Below are 23,298 nucleotides of genomic sequence, written 5' to 3'. Positions count from 1 at the left end.
CAAAACCCGAACAGAGCTAACGTAAATTAGCGGACTCAAAGGGGAGCAGGTCAGCTTCGTTCGCCCAAATTTCCAAGGAATATTACATGTCAATTGAAGCATGGCTTGCCTTCTCGCTGATCTCTGTCGCAAATATTGTGACACCCGGTCCTGCGATCCTGAATACAATCCGGCGCGCGGCCCAACTTGGATTCAAGCGGTGCATATCAACCGGTGTGGCGAACGCAGCCGGACTGGCGGTTGCGGGGTTTGCCTGTGCGTTTGGTGTTGCAACCTTCATACTCGCTTCGGAATGGCTGTGGTTCATTTTTCGATGGGCGGGGGTGCTTTGTCTTGTGTACTTGGGTCTGCGTCTGATCGCGAAACGCTCGATCTTGGATCGTCGTCGTCGAAAATGCCTATTGTACCGACAAAAACGCTGCTCATTGAGAGCTTTACGCTCGCCGTATCAAACCCCAAGGCTGTTTTGCTCTACGTGGTAATCTTTCCGCAAGTCATTCAAGCAGACTAACCTGCATTGCCGCAAGCTGTGGCACTTGTATCGACATACTGCGCGATATCTCTAGCGTCTTTGACGACCTACGCAGCAATGGCCGAATTATTAAGAACACGGTTTTTGACCCAAGCCAGATATCGCGGATTTAGGGTTCTCTCGGGACTTGTGCTGATCGGGTTCGCAGAGAAACTAGCCAGAGAGGTCCGATAGCTTCGATCTAAATTAGTTAGACATGCCTCAAGTTTATTGTTGTAAGTGTCAGTTGTATTACCAATGCAACAATTGCGTTGTCTCAAAGCGATTATTGGTTTGAAACAATTCAATGGCAACTCTGTCCCGCCCTCTGTTAACTCGTTTAGGCTGCATTGAAGGGACGGTCTGAAGTCCACTGACGTCGGTATCACTGAATGGCCGCTTCCGCGACTTGGGCTGCATCGCAGCATAAGATCTGCTGCAACTGCGAAGAAATGCTGCGTGAGCAACAACCGCGCGTGCACAAGTCCGCTTCGTCCGCGTTGTGTGAGTTCGGCCCGCATCAGGTTTTTCTTTTGCGGCGAATGTCGGCAATCTGGGCTGCGACTGCAGTATCTTGACCAGTCGTCCAAGGTCCGCAATGGGCCGTCCTTGTCGCCAACCGAAGCCAATATTGAACAGTTGCCGCGCCACATCCGAGGTCGGGTCCGAGCCCAAACCGTCCAATGCTGCAGGATACTTGAAGGGCTGCTCTTAGTTTCACAAAGTGAAACTGAACGCTCAGGGGTTTCTCATTCAATGGCGGCATTGATGAATTCTGAAACGAGCTTCAACCGCGTGCGGTCTTTGGTGGCGATAAGGGACGTGTTTCGGGCTTCGGGCATTTCTTCGATGTCAATTTCGCAAAGATTGTTTTTGATGAGGCTGCTGTTTTGCAAGAACAACGCGACACCAATTCCCTGCAACACCGCTTCGCACATCAAAGGGAAGGTTGTCATCGTGGCCACGCGATTGAACGATATGCCGTAGCGATTGCAAGCTTGATCCAGCAAGCGGCGCGTGAGCGACCCCTTCTCCGGGACAATGACCGTCTCTTGTGCAAGCTCGGCCAGTGAGATCTTGGCGCGCTTGGCGAAGGAGTGATCGCAGCGGCAATAGATCACATAACGTGCGCTTTCGATGTGGATTTTTTCCCAGTGCTCATGATCGGGCGCATCGGTGATCAAGCCCACATCCGCAAGGCGGTTGCCAATCATCGCTTTGGCAGTCGTCCAATCGTAAAGCCCAAAATCGACACGAATATCGGGAAACCGGCGCTGAAACCGCGCAATAATCCTCAACGCTGGTTGCGGCGCATTTCCGATGATCTTGAGACGACCTTCTTTCATGGCATTGAACCCTTCGAGCCGATCCGTGACTTCTGCGCTCAGGGCGACCATGCGATCTGCCAGATCGTAAAAATCCTGTCCGGTCGGGGTGAGTTCTACCCCATCCCGACCGCGCAGCAAAAGAAGCGTTCCGACGCCTTTTTCAAGGTTCGCAATATGTTGCGTGATTGTGGATTGCGTGACGCCCAGCCGGACGGCGGCGGCGGAAAAGCTCCCCTCACGGACGACATAGGCAAACGCTTCGAACTGATGGTGGTTGGGGCGCATGATCTGTCCTTTTACCCCAAGATAGAACCCATCGGTTTCACTAATATGACGACACAAAACGGTTGTGTTCAGCACCTATTCCTTTGGCTGTACCAAAGGAGAATCGCATGTCAGGTTTGCAGATCGCATCTGTCACCAAGTCCTTCGCAGAGACCTCCGTTTTGAAAGGTGTGACCTTGGATGTGAAGGATGGAGAGTTCATTTCGTTAGTGGGCCCTTCCGGTTGCGGAAAGTCGACCCTGTTGCGGATCATCGCCGGGCTTGAGACACCAACAAGCGGCAACATCGCAATCGGTGGTACGGATGTGACACAGCTCCGCGCGGCGGATCGCAATCTGTCGATGGTATTTCAATCCTACGCGCTTTATCCGCATTTAACTGTGGCCGAGAACATCGCGGTGCCTTTGCAGATGCGCCAAATGACAGCGCTGCAGCGGTTGCCGGTGCTGGGCAGTGTGATGCCCGGTGCGCGGACGCAAAAAGCCGATATTATCCAAGCCGTCCGGCATGCGGCCGAAACGCTGGAAATAGCGGCACTTCTGGATCGCAAGCCCGGGCAATTGTCGGGCGGGCAGCGACAGCGTGTTGCCTTGGGCCGTGCCTTGGTGCGCGATCCGGCGGCGTTCTTGTTGGACGAACCGCTGTCAAACCTTGATGCGAAGCTGCGCGTTCAGACCCGCTCCGAGATCGCCGAATTGCACCGCCGCCTGAAGGCGACGTTTATCTACGTTACCCATGATCAGGTCGAAGCCATGACCATGTCCGACCGGATCGCGGTGATGATGGATGGTGAAATCCTGCAATGTGCAGCACCCGATGTGATCTATGAAGACCCTGACGACATTCGTGTGGCCGAGTTCATTGGCTCGCCCAAGATCAACATCTTGCCGGTGGAGCGAAACGGCACCGAGCTGACGGTGTTTGATCAGGTCCTGAATTCTCGTTTCTCTATCGACAGTCCGAAGGTGATGCAGATGGGCCTGCGTCCCGAAGCCCTGCGATTGACCCAATCCGCGCCGCGTCTCACCGGACGGGTCGTGCATTTGGAGAATCTCGGGTCAGAGGTCTTTGCCCAAGTTACCCTGAACACCGATGGATCGCGGGTGACCCTGCGGGCCATGCCGGCACAGCGGCAGAGTTTGGGTCTGGGTGCGCAGGTCGGTCTGACCTTTGATCTGAGCGCAGCTATAATGTTTGACGCAGAGGGGAACCGATTGCGCCGCGCCGAACTTGCCGCCACCCTCGCACCTGAGGTGGCCTGAGATGGCGGTCGTGGACCCCAACGTTGCAGGCGTCGCCAAATCCAAACCCGACAACAGGCAAGCGCGCGCGGGCTGGGGGTTGGCGGCACCTGCCTTGACGCTCATGGTTTTGATCCTGCTGGTGCCGATCATCGTGGCTGGTGTCCTGTCTTTCACTAACTATTCATTGGGCAATCCCGGCTTTGATTGGGTCGGCGTGCAGAATTATGAGCGCCTGTTGACCCGTTCGACTTACGAAAAGATGTTTGTTGCGACCTTTACCTACGTGTTCACCGTGGTGCCCATTTCCGTGGGTCTTGGCCTTGGGGCGGCCTTGCTGGTCCATTCGCTGGGCCGGATCGGGGACATCTACAAGACGATCTATTTCCTGCCCGTGATGGCCACGTTGTTGGCCATGGCCATCGCCTGGGAATTCATGCTGCATCCAACGATCGGGATGGTGAACCGCACCTTGGAGATGGCCTGCGGGACATGGGTTGAGGCGTTGCCCTTCTTTACCAATGGCTGCGCCGAGGGTTTCCCGCTGTGGCTGGGGGATCGCGACTACGCGATCTGGGTGGTCTGTTTCATCGGCATCTGGCAAGGGTTCGGTTTCAACATGGTGCTGTTCTTGGCCGGCCTGACGTCGGTGCACCGAGAACTGTACCACGCGGCCGAAATGGATGGGGCCCGCTCCGCGTGGGACCGGTTCCGGCTGGTCACATGGCCCGCCCTCGGGCCGACCACCGTCTTTGTGGTGACCATTTCCTGCATCCGCGCCTTTCAGGTCTTTGACACGATCGAGGCCTTCTGGCCGCAGGGCGGTGGGCCGAACAAATCCGCCTATGTGATGATGTTCGCGATCTTTGAGAAAGGCATCCAGCAGAACCTGATCGGCATCGGCTCGGCCATCACCATGTTGTTCCTGCTGTTCGTCATGTTTCTGACCCTGATCCAGCGCTGGCTGGTCGAGCGCAAGGTGCACTATTGATGACACGTGATTGGTGGAAACATCTGGTGCTGATCCTTGGCACGATCATCGTGTTGGCGCCGTTCTATATGATGGTCAGCTATTCGTTCAAAAGCCCCGGCGAAATCGACCGTGGTGAAGGCGGGTTCTTTGGCCGTCAGGAGATGATGATCGACCCACGCTGTGTCGCCTTGCGCCAGCCAAGCCGCGCCGACATAGTTGCCGCCCGTGCGCGGTTTGCTGGCCAAGACGACGCCAGCGTGCAGGCGGCCTTGTTGGCCGAGGCCGAGGCGTCCTGTTCCATGCGCCCCGTGGTGTTCAACTATTCCAAGGCTTTCATCGAAGCACCGCTTGTCCGCTATCTGCTCAATGGCGTGATCGTCACCGTATCGATCTTTCTGATCCAGATCGTTGTCGCACTGCCCGCCGCTTACGCCCTCGCCAAGCTCAAGTTCTGGGGGCGAGAGGCGGTCTTTGGGCTGGTCCTGTTCTGCCTGCTGATCCCTGTCCACGCCATCGCCCTGCCGTTGTACATCGGGCTGGCGAAGCTGGGGCTGACCAACACCTATGCCGCCCTTGTCGTGCCATGGACCATCTCGGTCTTTGGGATCTTCCTGATGCGCCAGTTCTTTATGACCGTGCCTGACGATCTGATTGATGCGGCGCGGATGGACGGGATGTCCGAGCTGGCCATCGTCTGGCGGGTGATGCTGCCCACAGCGATCCCCGCGCTTTTGGCCTTTGCCATCTTTTCGGTGGTGGCTCATTGGAACGATTATTTCTGGCCGCGCATCGTCGTGACCGGAAACCGCGATCTCTTCACCCCACCGCTGGGCCTTCGCGAGTTCAAGGGTGATGGGGATGGGTCGTTCTTCGGCCCGATGATGGCCACTGCCACCGTTATCGTCACACCGCTGATCGTCGCTTTTTTACTGGCCCAACGCCGCTTTATCGAAGGGATCACTTTGTCTGGAATGAAGTAAGGCGGGACTTCTCCCGCCCTACCCGTAGCCCCGAAAGGGGAAAATCACCGGGGTCTGCCAATCACCAAACCACACGTCCCCGACAACAGGAGCAAACCTAATGAAACTGACCACAACTGCAATGGTTTTGGCCATGTCAGCCAGCGCCGTTTTCGCCGAGGACAAGGTGACCATCGAGTTCGCCTATCCCTATAGCCACCTCTTTGATGTCACCTACGAAGCGATGATGCCCGCTTTCCAGGCGGCGCACCCGAATATCGAGGTCAAGTTCCGCGCCACCTACGAATCCTACGAGGACGCCACCAACACGGTCCTGCGCGAGGCCGTTGCTGGCAACCTGCCAGATGTCAGCATGCAGGGTCTGAACCGTCAGGCACCGCTGATCGACAAAGGCATCGCCCAGTCGCTGGAACCCTTCATCGCCGGCGAACCTGATTTCGAAAAGGACGGCTACCACGAGGCGATGCTGTCGCTTTCGACCTTTGACGACGAAGTCTACGGCCTGCCGTTCTCGATCTCCCTGCCGGTTGGATATTACAACATGGACATCCTGCGCGAAGGCGGCATCGAAGAGCTGCCAACGAATTGGGACGAGGTGATTGCAGCCTGCAAGACCATGAAGGCCAACGGCATCGACAATCCGATCTTCTGGGGTTGGAACATCACCGGCAACTGGTTCGTTCAGGCCCTGTTGTGGAGCCAGGACAAAGCGATCGTCGAAGACGGCCGCGTGACCATGGACAGCCCAGAGGCGCTGGTCGCACTGGAACAGATGCAGGAAATCTTCACAGAATGTGAAATGCAGAACCTCGAATGGAAGGCCGCATTGTCGTCTTTCTCCGCTGGTTATGTCGGCATGATGTTCTGGTCCACTTCGGCTCTAGGCGCGGTTGAGCGCAGCCAAGGTGATTTCGAACTGGTGACCGGCCCATTCCCGGGCCTCGACGGTGCGCCGATGGGGCTGCCTGCGGGTGGCAACGCGGCGATGCTGACCTCAACCTCCAAGGATCCTGCCGTGCGCGAAGCGGCTTGGACATGGCTGAAGTTCATCACCTCAGGTGAAGGCGCTGCGGAAGTGGCTAAGACCACTGGCTACATGCCACCGAACAAGGCTGCCAACGAGATCATCCTCGCCGATTTCTACGAGCAGAACCCGAACAAACAGACCGCGGTGGACCAGCTCCCGCTGTTGCGCGACTGGCTGGCCTATCCTGGCGACAACGGACTGGCAATCACCCAAGTGATCTATGACGGGATCGAACGCATCGTCACTGGCGACGCGACCGATATGAAAGAATTGCAGGAAGAACTCGTCGAGGAAATCGCCGACCTGCTGCCCAACGGCTAAACCATCCTCCGGTCGCCCTTTCGGGGGCGGCCGGATTTCTTTCCAAGAAAGGCTCAGGCCAATGAAACTTGTGCATATCTCCGACATTCATTTGACCGTTCCCGGTGAACGCATGGGCGGCTTGAACCCCCACAGACGTTTCGCACAAGCGCTCGACGATGTGCGTACCCAACATCGCGATGCCGCGCGGATTATCATAACAGGCGATCTGACCCACTGGGGCGAACCTGCTGCCTATGCGACCCTGGTCGATGCGCTGACCGATCTGCCCTGTCCTGTACGTCTGCTGATCGGCAACCACGATGACCGCGCGGCCTTTCTTGCCGCCTTTCCCGACCATCCAAAGGACGCGGCGGGTTTCATCAATTACGCAGAAACGGTGGACGGCACGCGCCTGATCTACCTCGACACAACCGAGCCGGGCACCCACGCAGGCCATTTCTGCGCCGCGCGCCGCGACTGGCTTGAGGCAGAGCTAATGAACTGCGCCCGTGCGCGTCTGTTCGTGCACCACAACCCTATGGCCCTTGGCTTGCCTGCCGAAGATAAGATTGCTCTCGTGCCGGAAGATCGCGCATCACTGGCGGAGCTTTTGAGCACCTATCGCGGCCGCATTGATTACATCCATTTCGGCCATGTCCATGCGCCGGTGCACGGGACGTGGTGCGGCATTTCCTTTGCCTCTGTCCGCTCTACCGGCAATCAATCCCTGCCGGACCTGACTGAGCAGGAGCTGCTGCAAGGTGCTCCAATGGCCCCGTCTTATGGGGTGATCCTTGCACAGGGCACAGATACCGTCATTCACGAAATCCCTTTCACTTGGGACGGACCGATTTTCAGTGCAGGAACCAAGTGGGACGATTGGGCCAAACCTGTGGCCGCAGAATGAAATTTATTCATCTTACCGACACCCATGTCATTGGCGAAGGGGAACTCTATGGCCAAGACCCCGCCGCGCGCCTGCGGGCCGCTGTCGCGTCTATCAATGCAGAACATAGCGATGCCGCCTTTGTCGCCCTGACCGGTGACATGACCCATTGGGGAGACACGGCGGCCTATGTGCGATTTTCGCGCGAAATCAAAGAGCTCGACATGCCCCTGCACCTAATTGTCGGCAATCACGACGACACTGCATCCTTTGGCGTCGCCTTCCCAGAGATTCCCCGCGACGAAAGCGGTTTTGTACAAAGCGGTTTTGAAACCCAGTTCGGGCGGTTTCTGTTGTTGGACACAAAAAACCCAGAAACCCATGCGGGCGCATATTGCCCCGCGCGCCAAGTCTGGTTGACTCGCGAACTGGACCAAACCAATGGCCCAGTTGTTCTGTTCATGCACCACCCACCGTTTAAGACAGGCATAGCATCTATGGACCGGATTATGTTGCAGGATGCCGAGGCGTTCTATGATATCGTCGCCCCCCCACAAGGCGCGCATCCGGCATCTGTTCTTCGGTCATGTGCATCGCGCCATTTTTGGCAATTGGCGGGGCATCAGCTATTCCTGCATGCGCGGCCTAAACCATCAGGTCGCTTTGGAGCTGAATGGGGCCGCCGATCGAATTGCTGCGAATTTCGAACCTCCGGCCTACAGTGTGGTGACGTTGAGCGACGATCAGGTCACGGTTCATTTTCACGATTTTAGCGATGGATCGGATCGGTTCTTTTTGTAAATCTACTCCAAGGTCCTCGCACTGCGGATCGCCCAAAGGCCTAAATGCTTTGAAGGAATTTACACATGATCGCCTATATTACTGTTGGTGCGGATGACATCGCACGCGCAAAACAATTTTATTCTGCGTTTCTCCCAGCCCTTGGTTACAGCCAAGAGGAATATCATGGGGACCTGAGCTATATTCCGCCTTCAGAACCGGGCACCCCTCCCGGTGCACCAGACTTCTACGTCAAATCACCCTTCAATGGATGTCCAGCATCGGGTGGGAACGGAGCCATGGTCGCATTTGACGTCGGTAGTCAAAGCCAAGTGCGTAATCTTCACGCCGCTGCCCTTGCCGCTGGAGGTTCTGACGACGGCCAACCGGGGTTCCGCGCTTTGTATGGCTCTCACTTCTACGTTGGTTATCTCCGCGACCCTCACGGTAACAAAATCGCGTTGTTTTCGAACGATCCAAGCGAACCCGGACGAGACGGATAGAAGAGGCATCGCGGCCATTCGAGCGGAATGCAGCATACGGTGAATTTGGCTCCTTACCGCCGCCAGATCGGTTGAAGCATTTTTATATTAAGAGGGCGACCCCTCCAGCAAGGACAGTTTATGAAGATGGTTTACCTCCTTTGGCAAATGCCAAGACGAGAAGTGCTGAGACGACGAGCCCCAAGGCGATGGCGACCGATCCCGTTATCTGACCCCCCTTCAAACAAAAAAGACAGAATGGTTGCTGTAGATAGGACCGAGCCCAAGGAACGCAGTCACGTGACCGGTCGGGATGCACGACAGCGCATAGCGCCAGCACCAGAACCCGGCACCGCTCGACAAACCGATACCGAGAACGAGGAAAGCCGTGGCGTGTGTCCAACCAGCTGTGGTCAGACCTTGCGTTTCAAACGCTGCGATTGCGCCGAGCGGAACGAGTGACGCGAGCATCGCAAGAAGGCTGACTTGAACGCCGCCATACCTTCGAACGTAGGGACGCAGATATACTGAACAGACCGCGCCCGTCATGATCTCCACGAGGGCTGCAAAAAGACCAAAGAATTCAAACGAGCCAATCGTTGTTACAAACAAATCTGTCCCGAGCAGTACAGCAATGCCAAGCACAGACAGCAAGATCGCCAATAGCTCCGCTGTGCCGATAAGCCTGTGAAACAGCACCCGCTCGCAGGTCAGCGTGACAAGAGGCAATGTCGCAAAGATGAACGACACCCGTGCAGAGAACGCGAGAAGGACTGCAAGGTTTAGCATGGCGATCAGCAGTCCGAATTGCCCGACGCCGATAACAGAGATCGGCAATGCATCACCGCGCGAGATACGTGGTTCGCGGGCGGCAACCCAGAACGGGGTAAGCACGATGCTAGCGATCAGATATCGCCAGAACCCCAATCCGGCTGCTCCGGTTGCGTCTACAACCGCCTCACTTGCCACAAGGGCGTCACCCACCTGTATGCCCGTGAATGAGGCCGCGAGATAGGGAAGCAAACGCGTCGCTATACTCCGCGTCCACGTACAAACTCCTGCTCAATCACTTGCATGCCCCATTGCGTGCCGGGGGTCTGATGCGCGAGCGTGAACCCGTGTTTTTCGTAAAGGTGGCGCGCGGCGTCCAGTCCTTTGAAGGTCCATAGCCGCGTGCGATCAAAGCCGTGATCGTCGACGAATGCTGTAGCCTTGCGCAGAAGCATATTTCCGATGCCCATTCCATGCGCAATGGGGCTAACGATGAACCACCGCAAGTGGCTGGCACCATCGGTCAAATCCTCGCCATCAAGGGAGATAGACCCAAGAAGCCTATCGCCAGAATAGGCGGAAAACGTCGTGTTTACTGGATTGTCGATCCGCCCCATGAACTCTGACATTTCCGTTGCAACTTTGCGCTCAAAAACAGAGCCAAATCCGCAATGCTGCGCGTAAAAGGTCGCATGTAGATGCGCCACGGATGATATGACCCCCGAGCGGTAGCCTTCAAAAATGTCGACTTTTGGTGGAGATGCGCTTGCGCCGCTTAGCGATTTTGCAAACAGGGCAAGGCCAGTCTCAATCGTTGCTATTTGCGCTGACGGCAAATCTTCAAGTGCAGACCGAAGTTGGAGCTTCCCAAACGCTTCGACTTCGCCGAGCAGACGCTTGCCCTCCTCCGTCAAAGACAAAACGCGTGCCCGCTTATCACTCGGATCAGGGCCAGCTTGAATGAGGCCGTCCTTCTTCAGCTTTTGAACCAGGCGGCTCACACTGGATTTTTCCAGATGTAAAAGGTCGCCAAGATCGCTGGCATTCTTTACTGTGCCGTATCCTAGCTCGATAATAGTATGGACCGCAGAAGGAGACAGATCAGTACCCGCCAGTCCACGTTGCATGAAGCCGAGTTCACGTACGATATGTCGCGCTGCAGCGCGCATTTTGTCTATGCGGGGAACTAAGATTCTCTCATCCATGGTTGTATTGTACAACTATTTTTTTGAAATCGTCCATCCATTAACAACGTGTGGAATGATGCATCATCGTGGTAGTTTGGGCTCAAACCCGACCTCGGAGCGAGCACAGCATCTTCGCTAGGCAGGTAGCACCACCCTAACAAGGACGGCCCAAAGCCGCCGTCCGCCGAAGACATCAGATGCTGCGGCGCGGCCCTTGGAACCAGCTATTCGCTGCGACAGCAAAATCTCAGCGCAAGTGAACTCACAGCCTGCGGACCTAGCGACCTCACTTGCATCGTTCAGATCATTTGAAACTCAGCGGTGGAACGGTAAGAATTATAAGCAAGTATACTGGCTTTCATGTTTGGGAGCATCTCAGGAAGGTTGCTCAAATCAAACCAATCGAGCGCGAGGCTTTCGTCATCCAACATGACCAGATCTCCTGAGAAGGATTTGGTGAAAAAGTTCAGAACAAAAAACTGACACTGATCGCCGTTTGGGAATTCCACAGTCTCGAATTCAGGATTGCATCCAAAGCCAAAGGGCTTTGCATTCTTGATGGTTAATCCCGTTTCTTCAAAGACTTCTCTTTCAACTACCGAAGTCAAATCCTCACCAGGTTCGGCATTTCCACCGGGTAGCCCCCAGACACTGAGATCACTCCGTTTTTGTAGAAGTATTTTTCCATCGGGTCGTTCGATCACGATACGAGCACCGGGAACAAGTAAGAGCTGTGAGCCAATGAGCTGACGAATCTTTCCAAGATGGCTATCCTCAAAACTCATTGCAATCTCTCTCCCAAAACAAAATGCGTCAAAGTCCACCGTACATCCAAACCACAAAATTACGATGCATAAAGCTGAAACCAAACTCGTCGGCAACGACTGTCTTTGCCCAGACGTTTTCAAAGAGATCGTCTTTTGAAACGATCTTGCCGAGCCGATCCACGAGATAGGAAAGGACTTCAGAACTCTGACGGGGCAGGTGAACCGGGTGTCGTCGACAGGCTCTGGCATCCAGACCCCAAGTACGACGCCAGCAAATCTGGCACGGACATCGTTTCGATTGCGTTTCAGGATGGTGCTGGACCTGCATGGGTCGGCACTTCATCTGCAAAATGAAGCCACTTCTGCTGTTCAGAAACCCAGATGTGTTCTTCGGGATCGAAATCGTTTGGATTGTCAAGACTGCCAAAGCCCAATCCGATCACGCCATGGCTCTCTCTCTTTGAGAAAAGTGTGCTGCCGCACCTCGCGCAAAAGCCGCGAGCAAGTTCAGTTGACGAGTTATACCAATGGATTGGCCCCGAAATCTGTACCGCTTCAAGTGGTACTAGAATGCGCGCAAAGAAAGAGGTTCCGGTTGCCCTTTGGCAGATCGTACAATGGCAAACCCGAACGTTGATGGGTCCTGCATCGGCGCGATAGGTCAGAGCGCCGCACATGCATCCTCCGGTGATTGCCTCTGTCATAGTAATCCTTCCTCTCGTTACGCAGTAAAGTTAGTGTAGCCATACAAGTGTATCGGACATACGGCAGGTTTGTCCCGCTCAGTCGACATCAGCCTCGTTGCCTTCCAGTCGAAACCCGATCAAACGTGTCAGACAACCTCAATGAGCTCAAATTAGCCGATTTTCGGCTAGGCAACGAATATCGGGTTTGTTCAATCAATGATCTGCCATTTTTTCGCAAAGGAATTTTACCCTTGAAAGGTCGGATCATTGCGAGCGGCAAAGTGCTCCCGCAGATCTTTTTCCTACCTGTTCTGGGGTGTCAATTATGGCGTCTGCCAAATCGATCCGGTAGTTTGTTGCTGCGATATGTCGGTAAGGCGCGTTCGCTTTTTGGACAAATTGGGAGAAATGTGATGAATGTCGAGTCTACCATTGAGCATGTTACGAGTTGGCTACAAGATTATTGTGAACGCGCCCAAATGAAGGGTTTCGTAATTGGCGTGTCAGGCGGCATCGACTCCGCAGTCTCGTCAACTCTAGCAGCAGAGACGGGTCTCCCACTATTAGTTGTTGAGATGCCAATTCACCAAAGCACGGATCAGATCAAGAGAGGCCAGGAACACATCGCGTTCCTCAAAGAGCGCCATCCCAATGTGGAAAGTTCTTTGGTTGATCTGACCGGCGTTTTTGATCGTCTGATCGAAGTGCTGCCGAGCCGTCCCGCAGATGAGCTACGCGAGATTTCAATCGCAAACACTCGCGCCCGCCTGCGTATGACAACGCTGTATTACTTCGCCAGTATGAACGAACGTCTTGTCGTCGGTACGGGGAACAAAGTGGAAGATTTTGGCATCGGCTTTTTCACCAAGTATGGCGATGGTGGAGTAGACGTCAGCCCGATCGCCGATCTCACGAAATCCGAAGTTTATGAACTGGGACACGCGCTGAATATCAACGAGGCTATTTTATCGGCTGCGCCCACTGACGGCTTATGGGGGGATAACCGCACCGACGAGGACCAAATCGGAGCCAGCTACAACGAACTCGAATGGGCAATGACTTTCGACGGAGACAGATCAACACTCGACGAACGGCAACTAGCCGTGCTTGCCATCTACGATCGCCTCCACAGTGCTAATCGTCACAAGATGGAGCCAATCCCAGTTTGCAACATCCCAAATGCGTTGCGATAGCTCATCCAAAAATTGCAGCTTTAGATCGCAGTGCCCAAGCCGACCAAGCACAAGCATTCGGGAACGGGAGGAATGCGTAGTCAACATGGCAGTGTTCGCCGTTGCAGTGAAAATCTGACAGCAGTTTGGAGCATTTACGGTAGGAGCGGTGCCGGGCGCCGGTGACGCTTAGCATTTGCAAGGCAGAAACCCACGTCAATGGCACTGAAACTGTAAACTAGGCACTATCGGCTGTAGAAATGGCTACCGCTATCTGTAACGATCAAAACCAATTCAGAATCTACCTACGTGAGAAAACGCGCCCGACAATGGCTCTGATATTCACCTTCGCGTACATCACATCGTTGATTGCGCGGACCTACGGCGAGGCCTTCAACACGCGGTTGGCTATGGACGGCATGCTATTGTTGCCCGGTTTGTTTTTGGGTTTGGTGTCGGCAAACGGGCACGACAATTCATTAGTAAAACCAAGCGCACAATCTGGCCGCTTGTTCTGATTTACTACGTCGATGCCGGGTTAATTGCTGCATGGTGTGAATTGCGACAAGTGGTAAGGCATTTCAGACTCAATCTCATAATGCGATCAAAGCTCCAGAGCGACGACTTCGCGGGCCTCGGTGAGCCTCTGATTGAAGAGTGGGAAGCAACTCAATTGGCAGGCGTCCTGCCAACAAGAAATCTTTAGCCCAGTCCAGAGCCGCCATTCAATTGAATGAAACGAACGGCAGGAATGTCCCGCGTTGTAGATCTAGAGGGGTCAATATCTCACCGTAGCCTAGACCAACGCGGCCAGGTCACAGCAGTGAGCTAACTTGCGCATTTGTTAAAGTTGCACCCTGGGCGACTTTCTCACGCCGTCGTTTGAAACGCGGATCGGACCGCCTCTTTCATAGCAGCCTGTAGTTGGGTCTCCTTGGCCCCTCTCGCAGCCATAACCAATTTTGATGCAGGCGTCGATCCAAACCCTAGGTTTTCATCTACGGCGTACAGACCAGAATGCAAAGATGATCGACCCAGCAGGCCAACGGCGATCCCGGCTTCGACGGCCGCGATGACGCCGGAAACGCTCTGGCTGGAGTAGGCAATACGATACGGCTTGCCGCGGTCTTCGAGAGAAGCAATCGCCACATCGCGCCACCAGCAGGCATGATCGAACAGGGCCACAGGCAGGCTTTCGCCGGTCGGGAAATCCCGATGTGTGGAGGTCATCCAGCATGTGGGGTCCTCGAACAAGACCTCCTCTTGCGGTTTCGGATGTTCCACTTCGTAAATGGCAAGATCGAGCACCCCTTTTTCCAGCGCATTGGGGAACTCTGTGCTCAACGCACAAGTTACGACAAGCTCGACCCCGGGATGATGGCGCGTGAAGGCAGAAATGATCTCCACCAGCTTAGCCCTGCCATGATCGTCAGGAATGCCCACATGCAGCTGGCCCGACACCGCGCACTGAGAAATTTCCCGCAGCGTCACATCAAGGCGCGCCGTCACATCCTGGGCAACGGGCAGTAGCCGACGTCCGGTCTCGCTCAACACGACGCCGCGCCCGTGACGGTCGAACACAGATCGCCCCAGGATAGCCTCAAGGCGTTTGACCTGAATGCTGGTGGCGGATTGCGATCTGTGGATGCGCGCAGCGCCATCAGTAACACTTCCCGCCTGAGCGACAGCTAGGAAGGTACGAAGCAAGTCACTATCAAGATTTTCCATTTGCAAATCCGATGGTAGGTATTCAAGCTATTCGTTTCACATATGCTTTGTCGATCGCTATTTTGCAAGGTCAAAGGAGTATTCCATGGCCGATCAAACCATAGTGCGCCGAGGCGCAAGCAAGAAGCGTGCGCTCTGGAGCCTTTGCCTTGCCTTGCTTGCAGGCATCTCATTTGCATGGCCTGAGCATGTGCTGAACGCCACGCTATTTGTTGGATGGGGCCTTGTCACCGTCGCCCCCATCGTTATCCCCGGTATCCTTCTTGCAGCTTGGATCATCGCCAGTGGCGCGGATACGCACATAGCCAGCGCGTTTGAAGGAAGGACGCTGCGCGCGGTAGCGGCTGCATCGCTGATCGGAGCCATCACACCGGTCTGCGGTGTGACAGTTCTACCACTGATGGTCGGTCTGTTGGCGGCGGGCGTGCCGCTTGCGCCAATCATGGCGTTCTGGCTCTCGTCTCCCATTACCGATCCGGCCATGCTTGCCACAACGGCTGCAACGCTTGGTCTGAGCTTTGCAATTGGTAAAATGGTGGCAGCAATCGGGTTGGGTGTATTCGGCGGCGCGATCACCGCATTGTTCGCCAAGTCGCCTTGGGCATCGAACCCGCTGCGCGACAATGGTCTGGCCCGACAACTGAGTGCTGCGCGATGCGGTGATGTTCAAAGCTTCGAACCAAAGGTCTGGCGCACCGCTGAACGGCGTCAGTCTTTCAGCACACAGTTCCGCGCAACAGCGCGGATCATCGTGATTTGCCTGATACCGGCTTTTGCCGCCGAATATGCCCTGAACGCGGCGCTGACACCGGGGTCGCTTGCCGCATATGTTGGTGAAGATCAATGGTGGGCTATTCCCGCTGCCGTCTTTGTAGGTGCCCCGGCCTACATCGATGGCTATGCGGCTTTGCCCCTGGCGCGTGGCCTCATTGAGAATGGTATGTCCGAGGGGGCCGCGATGGCCTTTCTGATCTCAGGCGGTGTGGTGAGCATCTGGGGCGCGATGGCCATCGCGCCTGTGCTGAAACTAAAACCGTTCCTGCTGTATCTACTGCTCGCTGTTCTGGGGTCGTTGGCGGCTGGATACGCTTTCGAGTGGGTCATTTGAAGTCTGGTATCGGCTTGGAAGCAGGCCTTGGTAAAGATCTGAAAGATCCCTAAATGTACCAATTAATGCATAGCCCGGCGAAAGACTGGTTTTCCAGAAGCCTGACACTGGTGACCAACGCTGCCAAGGAGTGCAGTACGCCGACCATACTGCCTTCTGCGCGGTAGCGAATGTCAGGTTCGGCTTCGTAGACAAACAATCATGGCAGCAAGGACAATTATGGAACAAGCAAAGGCTGTCGCAGTGATTTCCTCGCCAAGAAACAATGCTGACCAAGCGAGAGCAACGAGCGGTAGAAGTAGGTTAATCTGGCCAATCCGGGCAATGCCGCCAAGGGAAAGACCCCGATACCAGAACACTGACGCCAGAAACATGCTGACGATCCCGAGATAGGCCAGCGAAATCCAGCTTGACGCCGCAACAGCTTCGATGTCGATCTCTCTGGCTCGCACCAAGAGCGGGACAATTGCCGCTGGCGTCAGAAAAAGCATTGCCCAACTCAGCGTGGCAGTCCCTCCAATTTCACGTGATACTCGGCCCCCTTCGACATAGGCGACGCCCAGACTCAACATGCCAAGCAAGAGCCATCCATCTGAGAGGCTAAGATGTCCTCCCCCTGCGTCGTATGCGAAATAGAAAACTGCACAGAATCCCACAATAGAAGCAGTCCAGAAAGCGATTGATGGCCGCTCGCCAGTGCGTACCACCGCGATAATAGCGGTTGCAGCAGGGGCAAGACCGGTCACGACAGCACCATGCACGGCGGGCACCTTTTCTAGCGCCAAGGCAAGAAAGAATGGGTAACCCACCGCCAGACCGAGGCCCATGACGATAATGGGCAGCACAAACCTGCGCTCTGGAAACCTTGTTTGTCGGCTCAGGACCAGAAAAATCGCACCAAGGAGGCCCGCCATAACGATCCGTGCGCTGGTGATGTCCAGCGGCGAAAAATCGAAGACCGCTGTACGCGTGGCGACAAGCGTTCCGCTGAACCCAAGCATTCCGAGAACACCAAAGAAAATCCCGGCTGAAAGATTTGTTGATTGAGCATTCATGCCGTTGCCTCGCGTGGAAAAGTGACAACCTCTATTTTGTTGCCATCCAAATCGAAAATGAATGCACCAAAATAGGGTGTCTTCGCGCCCTGACGGTCCCTAGGCATACCGGCATCAGACCCACCCTTTGCTAGCGCTACCGTATGAAAGCCGATGACAGCGTCTTTGGAAGGGCACCGAAAACAAACATGAGCACCACAATCTTGCGCAACAGCTCCCATGTTCGGTCGCTCATTCAGCCAGAATTCCGGATAGGACTTGCCAAATCCAACGCTGTGTTCGCGGGAAACAAGCTCACAGAGTCCTATTTTTTCAAGAATTTCGACATAGAACGTCCGTGCCGCCGCAAGATCGGTGACCGATACGGACACATGGTCAATCATTTGGTGCTCCCCATTGCGCATCTCAGGGCTGGTTTAGGAACTACTAGATCCTTTCCAACAGACATAACACCAATCTTGAGGATGATGGGCTTTCCCGGTGATGCCGTTTGTTTGAACCTATCGGCACGGAAAGCATCCCCATTCAATACGTCAGAGGACCGGATCAAGCTCAAACTACTTACTCGTCAGCTTTCAGCGAAAGGCGGGCTTCGCACAGAGGTCTGTTTGTTGGCCTCCTGTCGAAAAAAAGCACAAGCCCGCCTGCCATCATGATCAGGAATATGCCGCCCATCGTGCTGGCCTCAGGAACCTCACCAAAGAAAACAAACCCCCAGAACGCCGCGAAGATCAGATATGCGTAGTCAAAGGTTGCGATAACCTGAGGGCGCGGAGATTGGTAAGCTCGTGCCAACCCAACAGTTATGGCAACAATCAGGACGGCCATGATGACAAGCGTGGTTGCAGACCCGGGGGTCATCTCGGTCCATTTGCCCAACAGGAACGGATAGCTAGCTGCAATTGCAGGCTGGACTATGGATACAGCAATGCTTGCAATCGTGCCGCAGATGATGAGTGCGACATTTAGCGCGATGGCCAGCGTGACCGGGGCTTCACGCGCACATTTCGCCCGCGTTAAGACGGCTGCTGTCGCGTAGAAGAAAGCGGCAATTACTGGGATCAGTGACAGAGGCGTAAAGGCAGCCCCCGCAGGTTGCACGACAAAGAGCACACCTGCGAAGCCAACCAGCACCGCGACCAAATGAACCTTGCTGATGGCTTCCAAACGGAAGACTGCCGATAGTAGAACAATGAACAGCGGGCTGGTATAAAGCGTTGCCGCGATGACCGATAAATCAAGCACCGGAATCGCGGCATAGATCGCCAAATACATTGCAACCAACAATGTGCTGCGCACACAGACCCAAACCCAACTATTCACGCGGATGCGCCCCTTTGCCAATACAAGCAGCAGTGGCAGCGCGACCAAAGACCGACAGACGAAAATTTGCCAAAGTGTCATATCTGAACTTGCATGTTTCACAAAGGCATCCGTCAGAGCCATCGCAGAGACGGTCAATAAAATAGTAACGATCCCAGAAGTGATTGAGCGATCAGCTGTCGGTGCATAGGACATGGCGTTCACTCCTCTTACTCAGGTTAGCGCATAGGCGTGTCCGCGGAAATATGACATAATGAAATCAACATCATTAGCTGAGCTACACAATTGATCGATTGACGCTTCTTGGCCTGCGGACATTTCACACGATCGCGGAACAGGGAACGCTGCGCGCGGCCGCAGGGATCTTGGGCGTAAATGCCTCGGCGGTCTCTCAGCAACTCAAGGCGTTTGAGGAACATCTGGGAACGTCGTTGTTCGTCCGGAGCACGCGGTCCGTCGTCCTCACCGATGCCGGTCGCACTCTGTTTGAGCGAACGCGGCATCTTCTGAATGAAGCGGACGCAGCGCTTGAGGCCGTCCGATCAGAGGCCAAAGATCTCTCAGGCCCATTGCGGATCACCCTGCCTTTCCGGGCCTGGCAGCTGGTGATTGCGCCTCGGCTGAAACAATTCCATCTGGCCTTTCCAGATATCACTCTCGACCTCGCGATCAACGAAGAACTGACGGATATTCAGAAAGACGGGTTTCACGCAGGGATACGTCTGGGAGACTATCTGTCCGGGGATGTGATCGCCAAGGCGCTTAGCAAGCCGTTGCAGGGGGCCTATGTTGCCTCGCCCGACTACTTATCGCGCTACAGTATGCCTCAGAGTCCATCTGATTTACTGGCGCATCGCTGTATCAGACATCGGCAACTCAGTTCTGGCCAGATTACACCTTGGGAGTTCGTGATCGACGATCACATGCATGTAGTCGCCGCCTCAGGGTCGCTGATTGTAAGTGATCTTCGCTCGGTTGTGGACGCAGCACTGCGTGGATTGGGGGTAGGTTGGTCCTTGAAGGCTGGGGTAGCGGATCATCTTCGCGACGGATCGCTTAGGCAAGTGCTTGCGGATGTGACACCGGAACGCCCCGGCTTCCACGTGTATTTTCCACGCCAGCTGCAAACACTACCGCGCCTGCGCGCCTTTATCTATCATTTTTCAGCGCAGTAGAATTTTCTAGAGATAACATGTGCAGCGAAAAGGTAATCGGCATCATGATCCGCAATGTTGCGACTGTTTCAGTTTGCAATCAAGGTATAGAGAGAACCTCGTGATTGCCGGGTTCGTGCAAGCTATGGCCGTAGTCCAACCCCGTGCCAAATCTCATGATGAAGCACCGGTGTTACCTGCGATCAGCCAAAACGCAGCGCCGGTTGTACTTGAGGCTCTTGTACGCCTCAGGCTGCGCCTTTTGCCATCAACTTTGCAGAAATCCATCCGTGTCTGTTTGGCAAGTGGTCCAGCTTAAGCACTCAGGCGCTCTGAGGTCTTACCGTTACGGCACACCTGATCGTCGATTTTCCCGCAAAAGTCAGTCAATGTTCTTGCTCAATATCTACAGACGTGCAGACCTGTTGGCATGCAAAAGACAGCCATTATTCCATCCGAAATGCAGATCCTAAATGACGATTGGCACATGTCACCGGCAGTAGAAGTTGATGGGTTTGTCTTTCTCACTGGCTTCAACGGGATGCCGCTCAATGGGAATTTGTCTGAAGATCCCAAAGAACAGATAAAAACAGCGTTTGAACAAGTCTTCCAGGTTCTTTCGGAAGCCGGGATGGATGCTGGCAACATTGTTGAAATCACCAGCTACCATGTCGGTTTGCGTGATCACTTACAAGAGTTCAAAACAGCTTGGAAAGCACGGATGCAAGAACCTTACCCAGCTTGGACTGCCATCGAGGTTGTTGGCTTCGCCTCAAAGGGGGTTGTTGTCGAGCTTCGTGTCGTTGCGAAACGCGACTAACCTATCCCAAGTCAGCTTGAGGCGCTCGCCCCTGTCTGCGGTTTAGGACGCATGATGGAGAAGGGGACCCATCAACGCAAAACAAACTACCACTTTGTTTAGCCATGAGCATCGATGCTATCACGAGGTGCACCAGTTCTGTCCCGCATACTGTAATCTCTGATTACAGAGGCGACGCGCAGTCGATAATCATCAAAAATGGATGTTCTACTACCATGTTGAATCTGGCGATGTTCGACCACATTGCGCCAAGCTATGACGGCTTCTTCATCACGCCAAAAGGACAGTGCGACAAACTTTCCTGATTGGACGACACTTTCAAATCGCTCAATGGAAATAAAGCCATCAAAACCTTCGACAAGTGACATCATCCTTTGTCCCATCTCCAGGTACGTGTCACCGCGCCGATGCTTTGGCCAAGATTCAAAAATTACTACTATCAAGATCGACGTCCTTTTGTATCAGTGTGATTGGCAACTCAGAGTGAAAGGCTTGGGATGTTTACCCAGCGAAGCTTTGACCAGCTGCGCTGGATCGGAACCTCACCAAGCGGCTATCCATGACTGCGGCTTGACGGTGGATCATTGCGTCCCGATAGGAAGGGTCTTTCATCATACTCATAAAGGCTTGAACATTGGGATACTCGGCAACGAAAGTGATGTCCCAGACCTCACTTTTGGGCCCAACCATGGTGAGTTCGTATCCGCCTCGCCAGACGATGGTCCCGCCAAGACTTTGGAATACAGGCGCGCTTATGTCGCTGTATCGCCTGTAAGCCGACTTGCCCGTGGAGACGCTGCCATCAGAATACTCTGCCTGATCGCGCAACCGGATAAGGTTCAGTAATTGGATTGGACCGGGTTGCTGATCTGTCTTGAATTCTTCCCATGTTGCTTTCGAGAAGCTCGTGTGAAAGTCGGTTTCTGGCATGTTATGTTCCTGTGTACTGGGGTGTTCGCCGCGCAATCCAGGCGTCCAAACCTTCATGAACGTCGTTGGTCGCTGCCATCCGCGCGAATTGCTCTCGCTCAATGAGCAAACCTTCTGCAATTGTAGTGTTAATTCCTCTGGTCACCGCCGAGATGATCCGTGACGCCGCAACGGGGGAATGCCGGATAATCCGTTTGGCCAAGTCAAAGGCTTCTGGAAGCAATTGCTCATGGGGTACAACTTTGTTGACCAGCCCCATCTCATAGGCGCGTTGAGGAGAAAACGTATCGCCGGTCAAAAGAAGTTCCAATGCACGCTTGCGTCCAGCCAGTCTCGGCAACCGCTGCGTTCCCCCAAATGTAGGTGGAATACCGATATTGATTTCAGGTTTTGCAAAGAGAGCCTGGTCGCTTGCGACAGCCAGATGAACAGCTTCTGTGATCTCGCACCCACCACCGAATGCGATGCCGTTGACGGCTGCGATGATCGGCTTGGGAAAGGATTCCAATCGGGCCGTCATCGATTGGCCGCGCTTACAGAATTCTTTTACCGCGATATCGACACCGGCTTTGACGCTATCATTAAATTCATGGATATCGCCGCCTGCTGAAAATGCGCGCTGTCCTGCGCCTGTCAGAATTATGGCGCGGATCGACGTGTCATTTTCGATTTCATCCAGCAGGTACAGGAACCTATCATTGGTCGCGTAGTTGAGTGCGTTCAGCTTTTCTGGCCGGTTCAGTGTTAGTAAGCTGATCGCATCGTGTGTCTCGTGTTTGACCAGGTCTGACATCTTCGTCTCCAATTGTTTTGTTAAGGATAGTGGTGGACAGCGTTGACGTATACTCACTAGACAGTATACATCTCGAATGACTGTTGAAGCTGCACCTGCCAAAGACCGCATTCTCGATGCGGCGAACCGATTGTTCTACAGCGAGGGCATTCGTGCGGTCAGCGTTGATGCGATTGCGGCCAAGGCAGGACTTACCAAGAAGACTGTCTACTATCACTTCAAGAGCAAAGATGATTTGATCGAAGCCTATCTTATGTCGCGGGACCAACCGAACCTTACTCTTTTCAGGAAGTGGTTCGAAGAAGCGGATGGCAGGCTTGCTGAAAAGATCGAGGCAATCTTTCTGAACCTGGCAATGTCGGCGCAACATCCGAAGTGGAAAGGCTGTGGCTTCCTTAGGACAGCAGCTGAGCTTGCAAACATGCCCGGGCATCCAGCCATGAAAGTCGGAGCGGCCCACAAGAAGAAGTTTGAGGCTTGGCTTTCTGACGTATTCGACAGTTATTCTGTCGCCAAGCCAGATGAATTGGCCCGCCAAATTGTTCTGCTAATGGATGGTGCGTTCTCAACAATGCTTGTTCATCGCGATCCGGCATATATCGAAGAGGCTGGAAAGGTCGCAAAGTGCATTGTCGACAATGCATCAGCGTGAATTGGATTGTTCCGTGCATGATGTGCGGAAAAATCAGACTTCAACAAAGATGATCTGAAGGCTTGCGGCTAGCCGCGCCAAGAAGCCAAGCACTGCGTTTGAAAACGCATCTTGAATTGCAAGGCGCATCTGTAAATGTCCAAAAAATCGAACTAGTTCGCCTTCGGGAAGAACCTCGGTTTGTCTTCGTTTCGGTGATGTCTTGCTTTACGGCATTGAAAACGAAGGACCGCTTCCTATCCGCAGTCCAAGACTGCTCGCAGGTGCAGCGAATTCACACTTCCCGCCGTCTTGTGCAGGTTTTTCTCTCTAACGGTCTGGACTTTGGGGGCTGGCAGAGCGGTAGTGTCGGTGCG

General features: G+C 54.4%; 26 protein-coding genes. 14 read left to right on the top strand and 12 right to left on the bottom strand.

Going from position 1 to position 23,298, the window contains the following annotated elements:
- The first annotated feature begins 86 nt into the window (after positions 1-86).
- Positions 87-482 (top strand): LysE family translocator, encoded by a 396-nt coding sequence (locus K5Q35_RS22825; protein WP_259650647.1) that lies wholly within the window; start codon positions 87-89, stop codon positions 480-482.
- A gap of 778 nt (positions 483-1,260) precedes the next feature.
- Here K5Q35_RS22825 and K5Q35_RS22515 read toward each other — a convergent pair.
- On the bottom strand, positions 1,261-2,199 hold the full coding sequence (locus K5Q35_RS22515; RefSeq protein ID WP_308443363.1) for a LysR family transcriptional regulator: 939 nt from the start codon (positions 2,197-2,199) through the stop codon (positions 1,261-1,263).
- Positions 2,200-2,231: 32 nt separating this feature from the next.
- Here K5Q35_RS22515 and K5Q35_RS22510 point away from each other — a divergent pair, with 32 nt between their 5' ends.
- From K5Q35_RS22510 to K5Q35_RS22480, 7 genes are all read left to right on the top strand, one after another.
- A complete protein-coding gene (locus tag K5Q35_RS22510) occupies positions 2,232-3,386 on the top strand; it encodes an ABC transporter ATP-binding protein (protein ID WP_220801472.1) in 1,155 nt (384 codons plus the stop codon).
- A 1-nt stretch (position 3,387) separates the two neighbouring features.
- On the top strand, positions 3,388-4,356 hold the full coding sequence (locus K5Q35_RS22505) for a carbohydrate ABC transporter permease (RefSeq protein WP_220801471.1): 969 nt from the start codon (positions 3,388-3,390) through the stop codon (positions 4,354-4,356).
- Positions 4,356-5,318 carry a carbohydrate ABC transporter permease gene (locus tag K5Q35_RS22500; RefSeq protein ID WP_220801470.1) on the top strand — a complete coding sequence of 321 codons (963 nt, stop codon included), beginning with the start codon at positions 4,356-4,358 and terminating at the stop codon, positions 5,316-5,318. Before K5Q35_RS22505 ends, K5Q35_RS22500 begins: the two co-directional genes overlap by 1 nt.
- 100 nt (positions 5,319-5,418) lie before the next feature.
- On the top strand, positions 5,419-6,666 hold the full coding sequence (locus K5Q35_RS22495; protein ID WP_220801469.1) for an ABC transporter substrate-binding protein: 1,248 nt from the start codon (positions 5,419-5,421) through the stop codon (positions 6,664-6,666).
- Between the two features lie 61 nt (positions 6,667-6,727).
- Positions 6,728-7,555 (top strand): phosphodiesterase, encoded by an 828-nt coding sequence (locus tag K5Q35_RS22490; protein WP_220801468.1) that lies wholly within the window; start codon positions 6,728-6,730, stop codon positions 7,553-7,555.
- Positions 7,552-8,307, top strand: coding sequence for a metallophosphoesterase (locus K5Q35_RS22485; RefSeq protein WP_259650646.1), 756 nt, complete (start codon positions 7,552-7,554; stop codon positions 8,305-8,307). The genes K5Q35_RS22490 and K5Q35_RS22485 overlap by 4 nt, the downstream gene beginning before the upstream one ends.
- A gap of 93 nt (positions 8,308-8,400) precedes the next feature.
- Positions 8,401-8,817 carry a VOC family protein gene (locus K5Q35_RS22480; protein ID WP_220801467.1) on the top strand — a complete coding sequence of 139 codons (417 nt, stop codon included), beginning with the start codon at positions 8,401-8,403 and terminating at the stop codon, positions 8,815-8,817.
- 219 nt (positions 8,818-9,036) lie between these two features.
- Here K5Q35_RS22480 and K5Q35_RS22475 read toward each other — a convergent pair whose 3' ends face one another.
- From K5Q35_RS22475 to K5Q35_RS23010, 4 genes are all read right to left on the bottom strand, one after another.
- Entirely contained in the window at positions 9,037-9,780 is a 744-nt protein-coding gene (locus K5Q35_RS22475; protein ID WP_220801466.1) for a DMT family transporter, read from the bottom strand.
- 47 nt (positions 9,781-9,827) lie between these two features.
- A complete protein-coding gene (locus K5Q35_RS22470) occupies positions 9,828-10,772 on the bottom strand; it encodes a helix-turn-helix domain-containing GNAT family N-acetyltransferase (RefSeq protein WP_259650645.1) in 945 nt (314 codons plus the stop codon).
- 281 nt (positions 10,773-11,053) lie between these two features.
- Positions 11,054-11,539, bottom strand: coding sequence for an NUDIX domain-containing protein (locus K5Q35_RS22465; RefSeq protein WP_220801465.1), 486 nt, complete (start codon positions 11,537-11,539; stop codon positions 11,054-11,056).
- 287 nt (positions 11,540-11,826) lie between these two features.
- The gene (locus tag K5Q35_RS23010; protein WP_374758669.1) at positions 11,827-12,198 is read right to left on the bottom strand and encodes a GFA family protein; all 372 of its coding nucleotides are present in this window, start codon (positions 12,196-12,198) and stop codon (positions 11,827-11,829) included.
- Between the two features lie 152 nt (positions 12,199-12,350).
- On the opposite strand from K5Q35_RS23010, the gene nadE reads away from it, so the two are divergent.
- Positions 12,351-13,400, top strand: coding sequence for an NAD(+) synthase (gene nadE, locus K5Q35_RS22455; RefSeq protein WP_220801463.1), 1,050 nt, complete (start codon positions 12,351-12,353; stop codon positions 13,398-13,400).
- Positions 13,401-14,249: 849 nt separating this feature from the next.
- Here nadE and K5Q35_RS22450 read toward each other — a convergent pair.
- On the bottom strand, positions 14,250-15,107 hold the full coding sequence (locus K5Q35_RS22450) for a LysR substrate-binding domain-containing protein (protein WP_220801462.1): 858 nt from the start codon (positions 15,105-15,107) through the stop codon (positions 14,250-14,252).
- Between the two features lie 85 nt (positions 15,108-15,192).
- On the opposite strand from K5Q35_RS22450, the gene K5Q35_RS22445 reads away from it, so the two are divergent.
- A complete protein-coding gene (locus K5Q35_RS22445; protein ID WP_220801461.1) occupies positions 15,193-16,215 on the top strand; it encodes a permease in 1,023 nt (340 codons plus the stop codon).
- A gap of 173 nt (positions 16,216-16,388) precedes the next feature.
- Here the strand turns inward: K5Q35_RS22445 and K5Q35_RS22440 are convergent, their stop codons facing one another.
- The 3 genes from K5Q35_RS22440 to K5Q35_RS22430 all read right to left on the bottom strand — a co-directional run bounded on the left by K5Q35_RS22440 (position 16,389) and on the right by K5Q35_RS22430 (position 18,788).
- Complete coding sequence (locus K5Q35_RS22440; protein ID WP_013962748.1) at positions 16,389-17,270, bottom strand: DMT family transporter; 882 nt, start codon at positions 17,268-17,270, stop codon at positions 16,389-16,391.
- Positions 17,267-17,653, bottom strand: a complete 387-nt coding sequence (locus K5Q35_RS22435) for a VOC family protein (protein WP_013962749.1) — start codon at positions 17,651-17,653, stop codon at positions 17,267-17,269. Before K5Q35_RS22435 ends, K5Q35_RS22440 begins: the two co-directional genes overlap by 4 nt.
- 178 nt (positions 17,654-17,831) lie before the next feature.
- The gene (locus K5Q35_RS22430) at positions 17,832-18,788 is read right to left on the bottom strand and encodes a DMT family transporter (protein ID WP_220801460.1); all 957 of its coding nucleotides are present in this window, start codon (positions 18,786-18,788) and stop codon (positions 17,832-17,834) included.
- A 98-nt stretch (positions 18,789-18,886) separates the two neighbouring features.
- Between K5Q35_RS22430 and K5Q35_RS22425 the strand changes: the two genes are divergently transcribed.
- Positions 18,887-19,768 carry a LysR substrate-binding domain-containing protein gene (locus tag K5Q35_RS22425; RefSeq protein WP_259650644.1) on the top strand — a complete coding sequence of 294 codons (882 nt, stop codon included), beginning with the start codon at positions 18,887-18,889 and terminating at the stop codon, positions 19,766-19,768.
- A gap of 409 nt (positions 19,769-20,177) precedes the next feature.
- Complete coding sequence (locus tag K5Q35_RS22420) at positions 20,178-20,567, top strand: Rid family hydrolase (RefSeq protein ID WP_220801459.1); 390 nt, start codon at positions 20,178-20,180, stop codon at positions 20,565-20,567.
- 98 nt (positions 20,568-20,665) lie between these two features.
- Here the strand turns inward: K5Q35_RS22420 and K5Q35_RS22415 are convergent, their stop codons facing one another.
- From K5Q35_RS22415 to K5Q35_RS22405, 3 genes are read right to left on the bottom strand one after another with little or no spacing between them, the layout of a single operon-like run.
- Positions 20,666-21,010: an antibiotic biosynthesis monooxygenase gene (locus K5Q35_RS22415; protein ID WP_220801458.1), complete on the bottom strand. Its 345-nt coding sequence runs from the start codon at positions 21,008-21,010 to the stop codon at positions 20,666-20,668.
- Positions 21,011-21,068: 58 nt separating this feature from the next.
- A complete protein-coding gene (locus K5Q35_RS22410) occupies positions 21,069-21,497 on the bottom strand; it encodes a DUF1330 domain-containing protein (RefSeq protein ID WP_220801457.1) in 429 nt (142 codons plus the stop codon).
- 1 nt (position 21,498) lies between these two features.
- Positions 21,499-22,290: a crotonase/enoyl-CoA hydratase family protein gene (locus tag K5Q35_RS22405; RefSeq protein WP_220801456.1), complete on the bottom strand. Its 792-nt coding sequence runs from the start codon at positions 22,288-22,290 to the stop codon at positions 21,499-21,501.
- A 76-nt stretch (positions 22,291-22,366) separates the two neighbouring features.
- On the opposite strand from K5Q35_RS22405, the gene K5Q35_RS22400 reads away from it, so the two are divergent.
- Together K5Q35_RS22400 and K5Q35_RS22395 are read left to right on the top strand one after the other, a co-directional pair.
- A complete protein-coding gene (locus K5Q35_RS22400; RefSeq protein WP_220801455.1) occupies positions 22,367-22,942 on the top strand; it encodes a TetR/AcrR family transcriptional regulator in 576 nt (191 codons plus the stop codon).
- A 98-nt stretch (positions 22,943-23,040) separates the two neighbouring features.
- On the top strand, positions 23,041-23,298 hold a 258-nt coding region (locus K5Q35_RS22395), incomplete at its 3' end, for a hypothetical protein (RefSeq protein WP_220801454.1).

This window comes from Roseobacter sp. OBYS 0001, assembly GCF_019654895.1.
Taxonomy (GTDB): Bacteria; Pseudomonadota; Alphaproteobacteria; order Rhodobacterales; family Rhodobacteraceae; genus Roseobacter; species Roseobacter litoralis.
This window is presented reverse-complemented; position numbering and strand designations above follow the sequence as displayed.

Bases quoted from the DNA above. Each gene is read 5' to 3' on its own strand.
- K5Q35_RS22430 (WP_220801460.1), bottom strand. From the start codon at position 18,788: ATGTCCTATGCACCGACAGCTGATCGCTCAATCACTTCTGGGATCGTT.
- K5Q35_RS22410 (WP_220801457.1), bottom strand. From the start codon at position 21,497: ATGCCAGAAACCGACTTTCACACGAGCTTCTCGAAAGCAACATGGGAA.
- K5Q35_RS22400 (WP_220801455.1), top strand. From the start codon at position 22,367: ATGACTGTTGAAGCTGCACCTGCCAAAGACCGCATTCTCGATGCGGCG.
- K5Q35_RS22510 (WP_220801472.1), top strand. From the start codon at position 2,232: ATGTCAGGTTTGCAGATCGCATCTGTCACCAAGTCCTTCGCAGAGACC.
- K5Q35_RS22825 (WP_259650647.1), top strand. From the start codon at position 87: ATGTCAATTGAAGCATGGCTTGCCTTCTCGCTGATCTCTGTCGCAAAT.
- K5Q35_RS22450 (WP_220801462.1), bottom strand. From the start codon at position 15,107: ATGGAAAATCTTGATAGTGACTTGCTTCGTACCTTCCTAGCTGTCGCT.
- K5Q35_RS22445 (WP_220801461.1), top strand. From the start codon at position 15,193: ATGGCCGATCAAACCATAGTGCGCCGAGGCGCAAGCAAGAAGCGTGCG.
- K5Q35_RS22505 (WP_220801471.1), top strand. From the start codon at position 3,388: ATGGCGGTCGTGGACCCCAACGTTGCAGGCGTCGCCAAATCCAAACCC.
- K5Q35_RS22440 (WP_013962748.1), bottom strand. From the start codon at position 17,270: ATGAATGCTCAATCAACAAATCTTTCAGCCGGGATTTTCTTTGGTGTT.
- K5Q35_RS22500 (WP_220801470.1), top strand. From the start codon at position 4,356: ATGACACGTGATTGGTGGAAACATCTGGTGCTGATCCTTGGCACGATC.
- K5Q35_RS22485 (WP_259650646.1), top strand. From the start codon at position 7,552: ATGAAATTTATTCATCTTACCGACACCCATGTCATTGGCGAAGGGGAA.
- K5Q35_RS22465 (WP_220801465.1), bottom strand. From the start codon at position 11,539: ATGAGTTTTGAGGATAGCCATCTTGGAAAGATTCGTCAGCTCATTGGC.
- K5Q35_RS22480 (WP_220801467.1), top strand. From the start codon at position 8,401: ATGATCGCCTATATTACTGTTGGTGCGGATGACATCGCACGCGCAAAA.
- K5Q35_RS22470 (WP_259650645.1), bottom strand. From the start codon at position 10,772: ATGGATGAGAGAATCTTAGTTCCCCGCATAGACAAAATGCGCGCTGCA.
- K5Q35_RS22405 (WP_220801456.1), bottom strand. From the start codon at position 22,290: ATGTCAGACCTGGTCAAACACGAGACACACGATGCGATCAGCTTACTA.
- K5Q35_RS22495 (WP_220801469.1), top strand. From the start codon at position 5,419: ATGAAACTGACCACAACTGCAATGGTTTTGGCCATGTCAGCCAGCGCC.
- K5Q35_RS22420 (WP_220801459.1), top strand. From the start codon at position 20,178: ATGCAAAAGACAGCCATTATTCCATCCGAAATGCAGATCCTAAATGAC.
- K5Q35_RS22435 (WP_013962749.1), bottom strand. From the start codon at position 17,653: ATGATTGACCATGTGTCCGTATCGGTCACCGATCTTGCGGCGGCACGG.
- K5Q35_RS23010 (WP_374758669.1), bottom strand. From the start codon at position 12,198: ATGTGCGGCGCTCTGACCTATCGCGCCGATGCAGGACCCATCAACGTT.
- K5Q35_RS22490 (WP_220801468.1), top strand. From the start codon at position 6,728: ATGAAACTTGTGCATATCTCCGACATTCATTTGACCGTTCCCGGTGAA.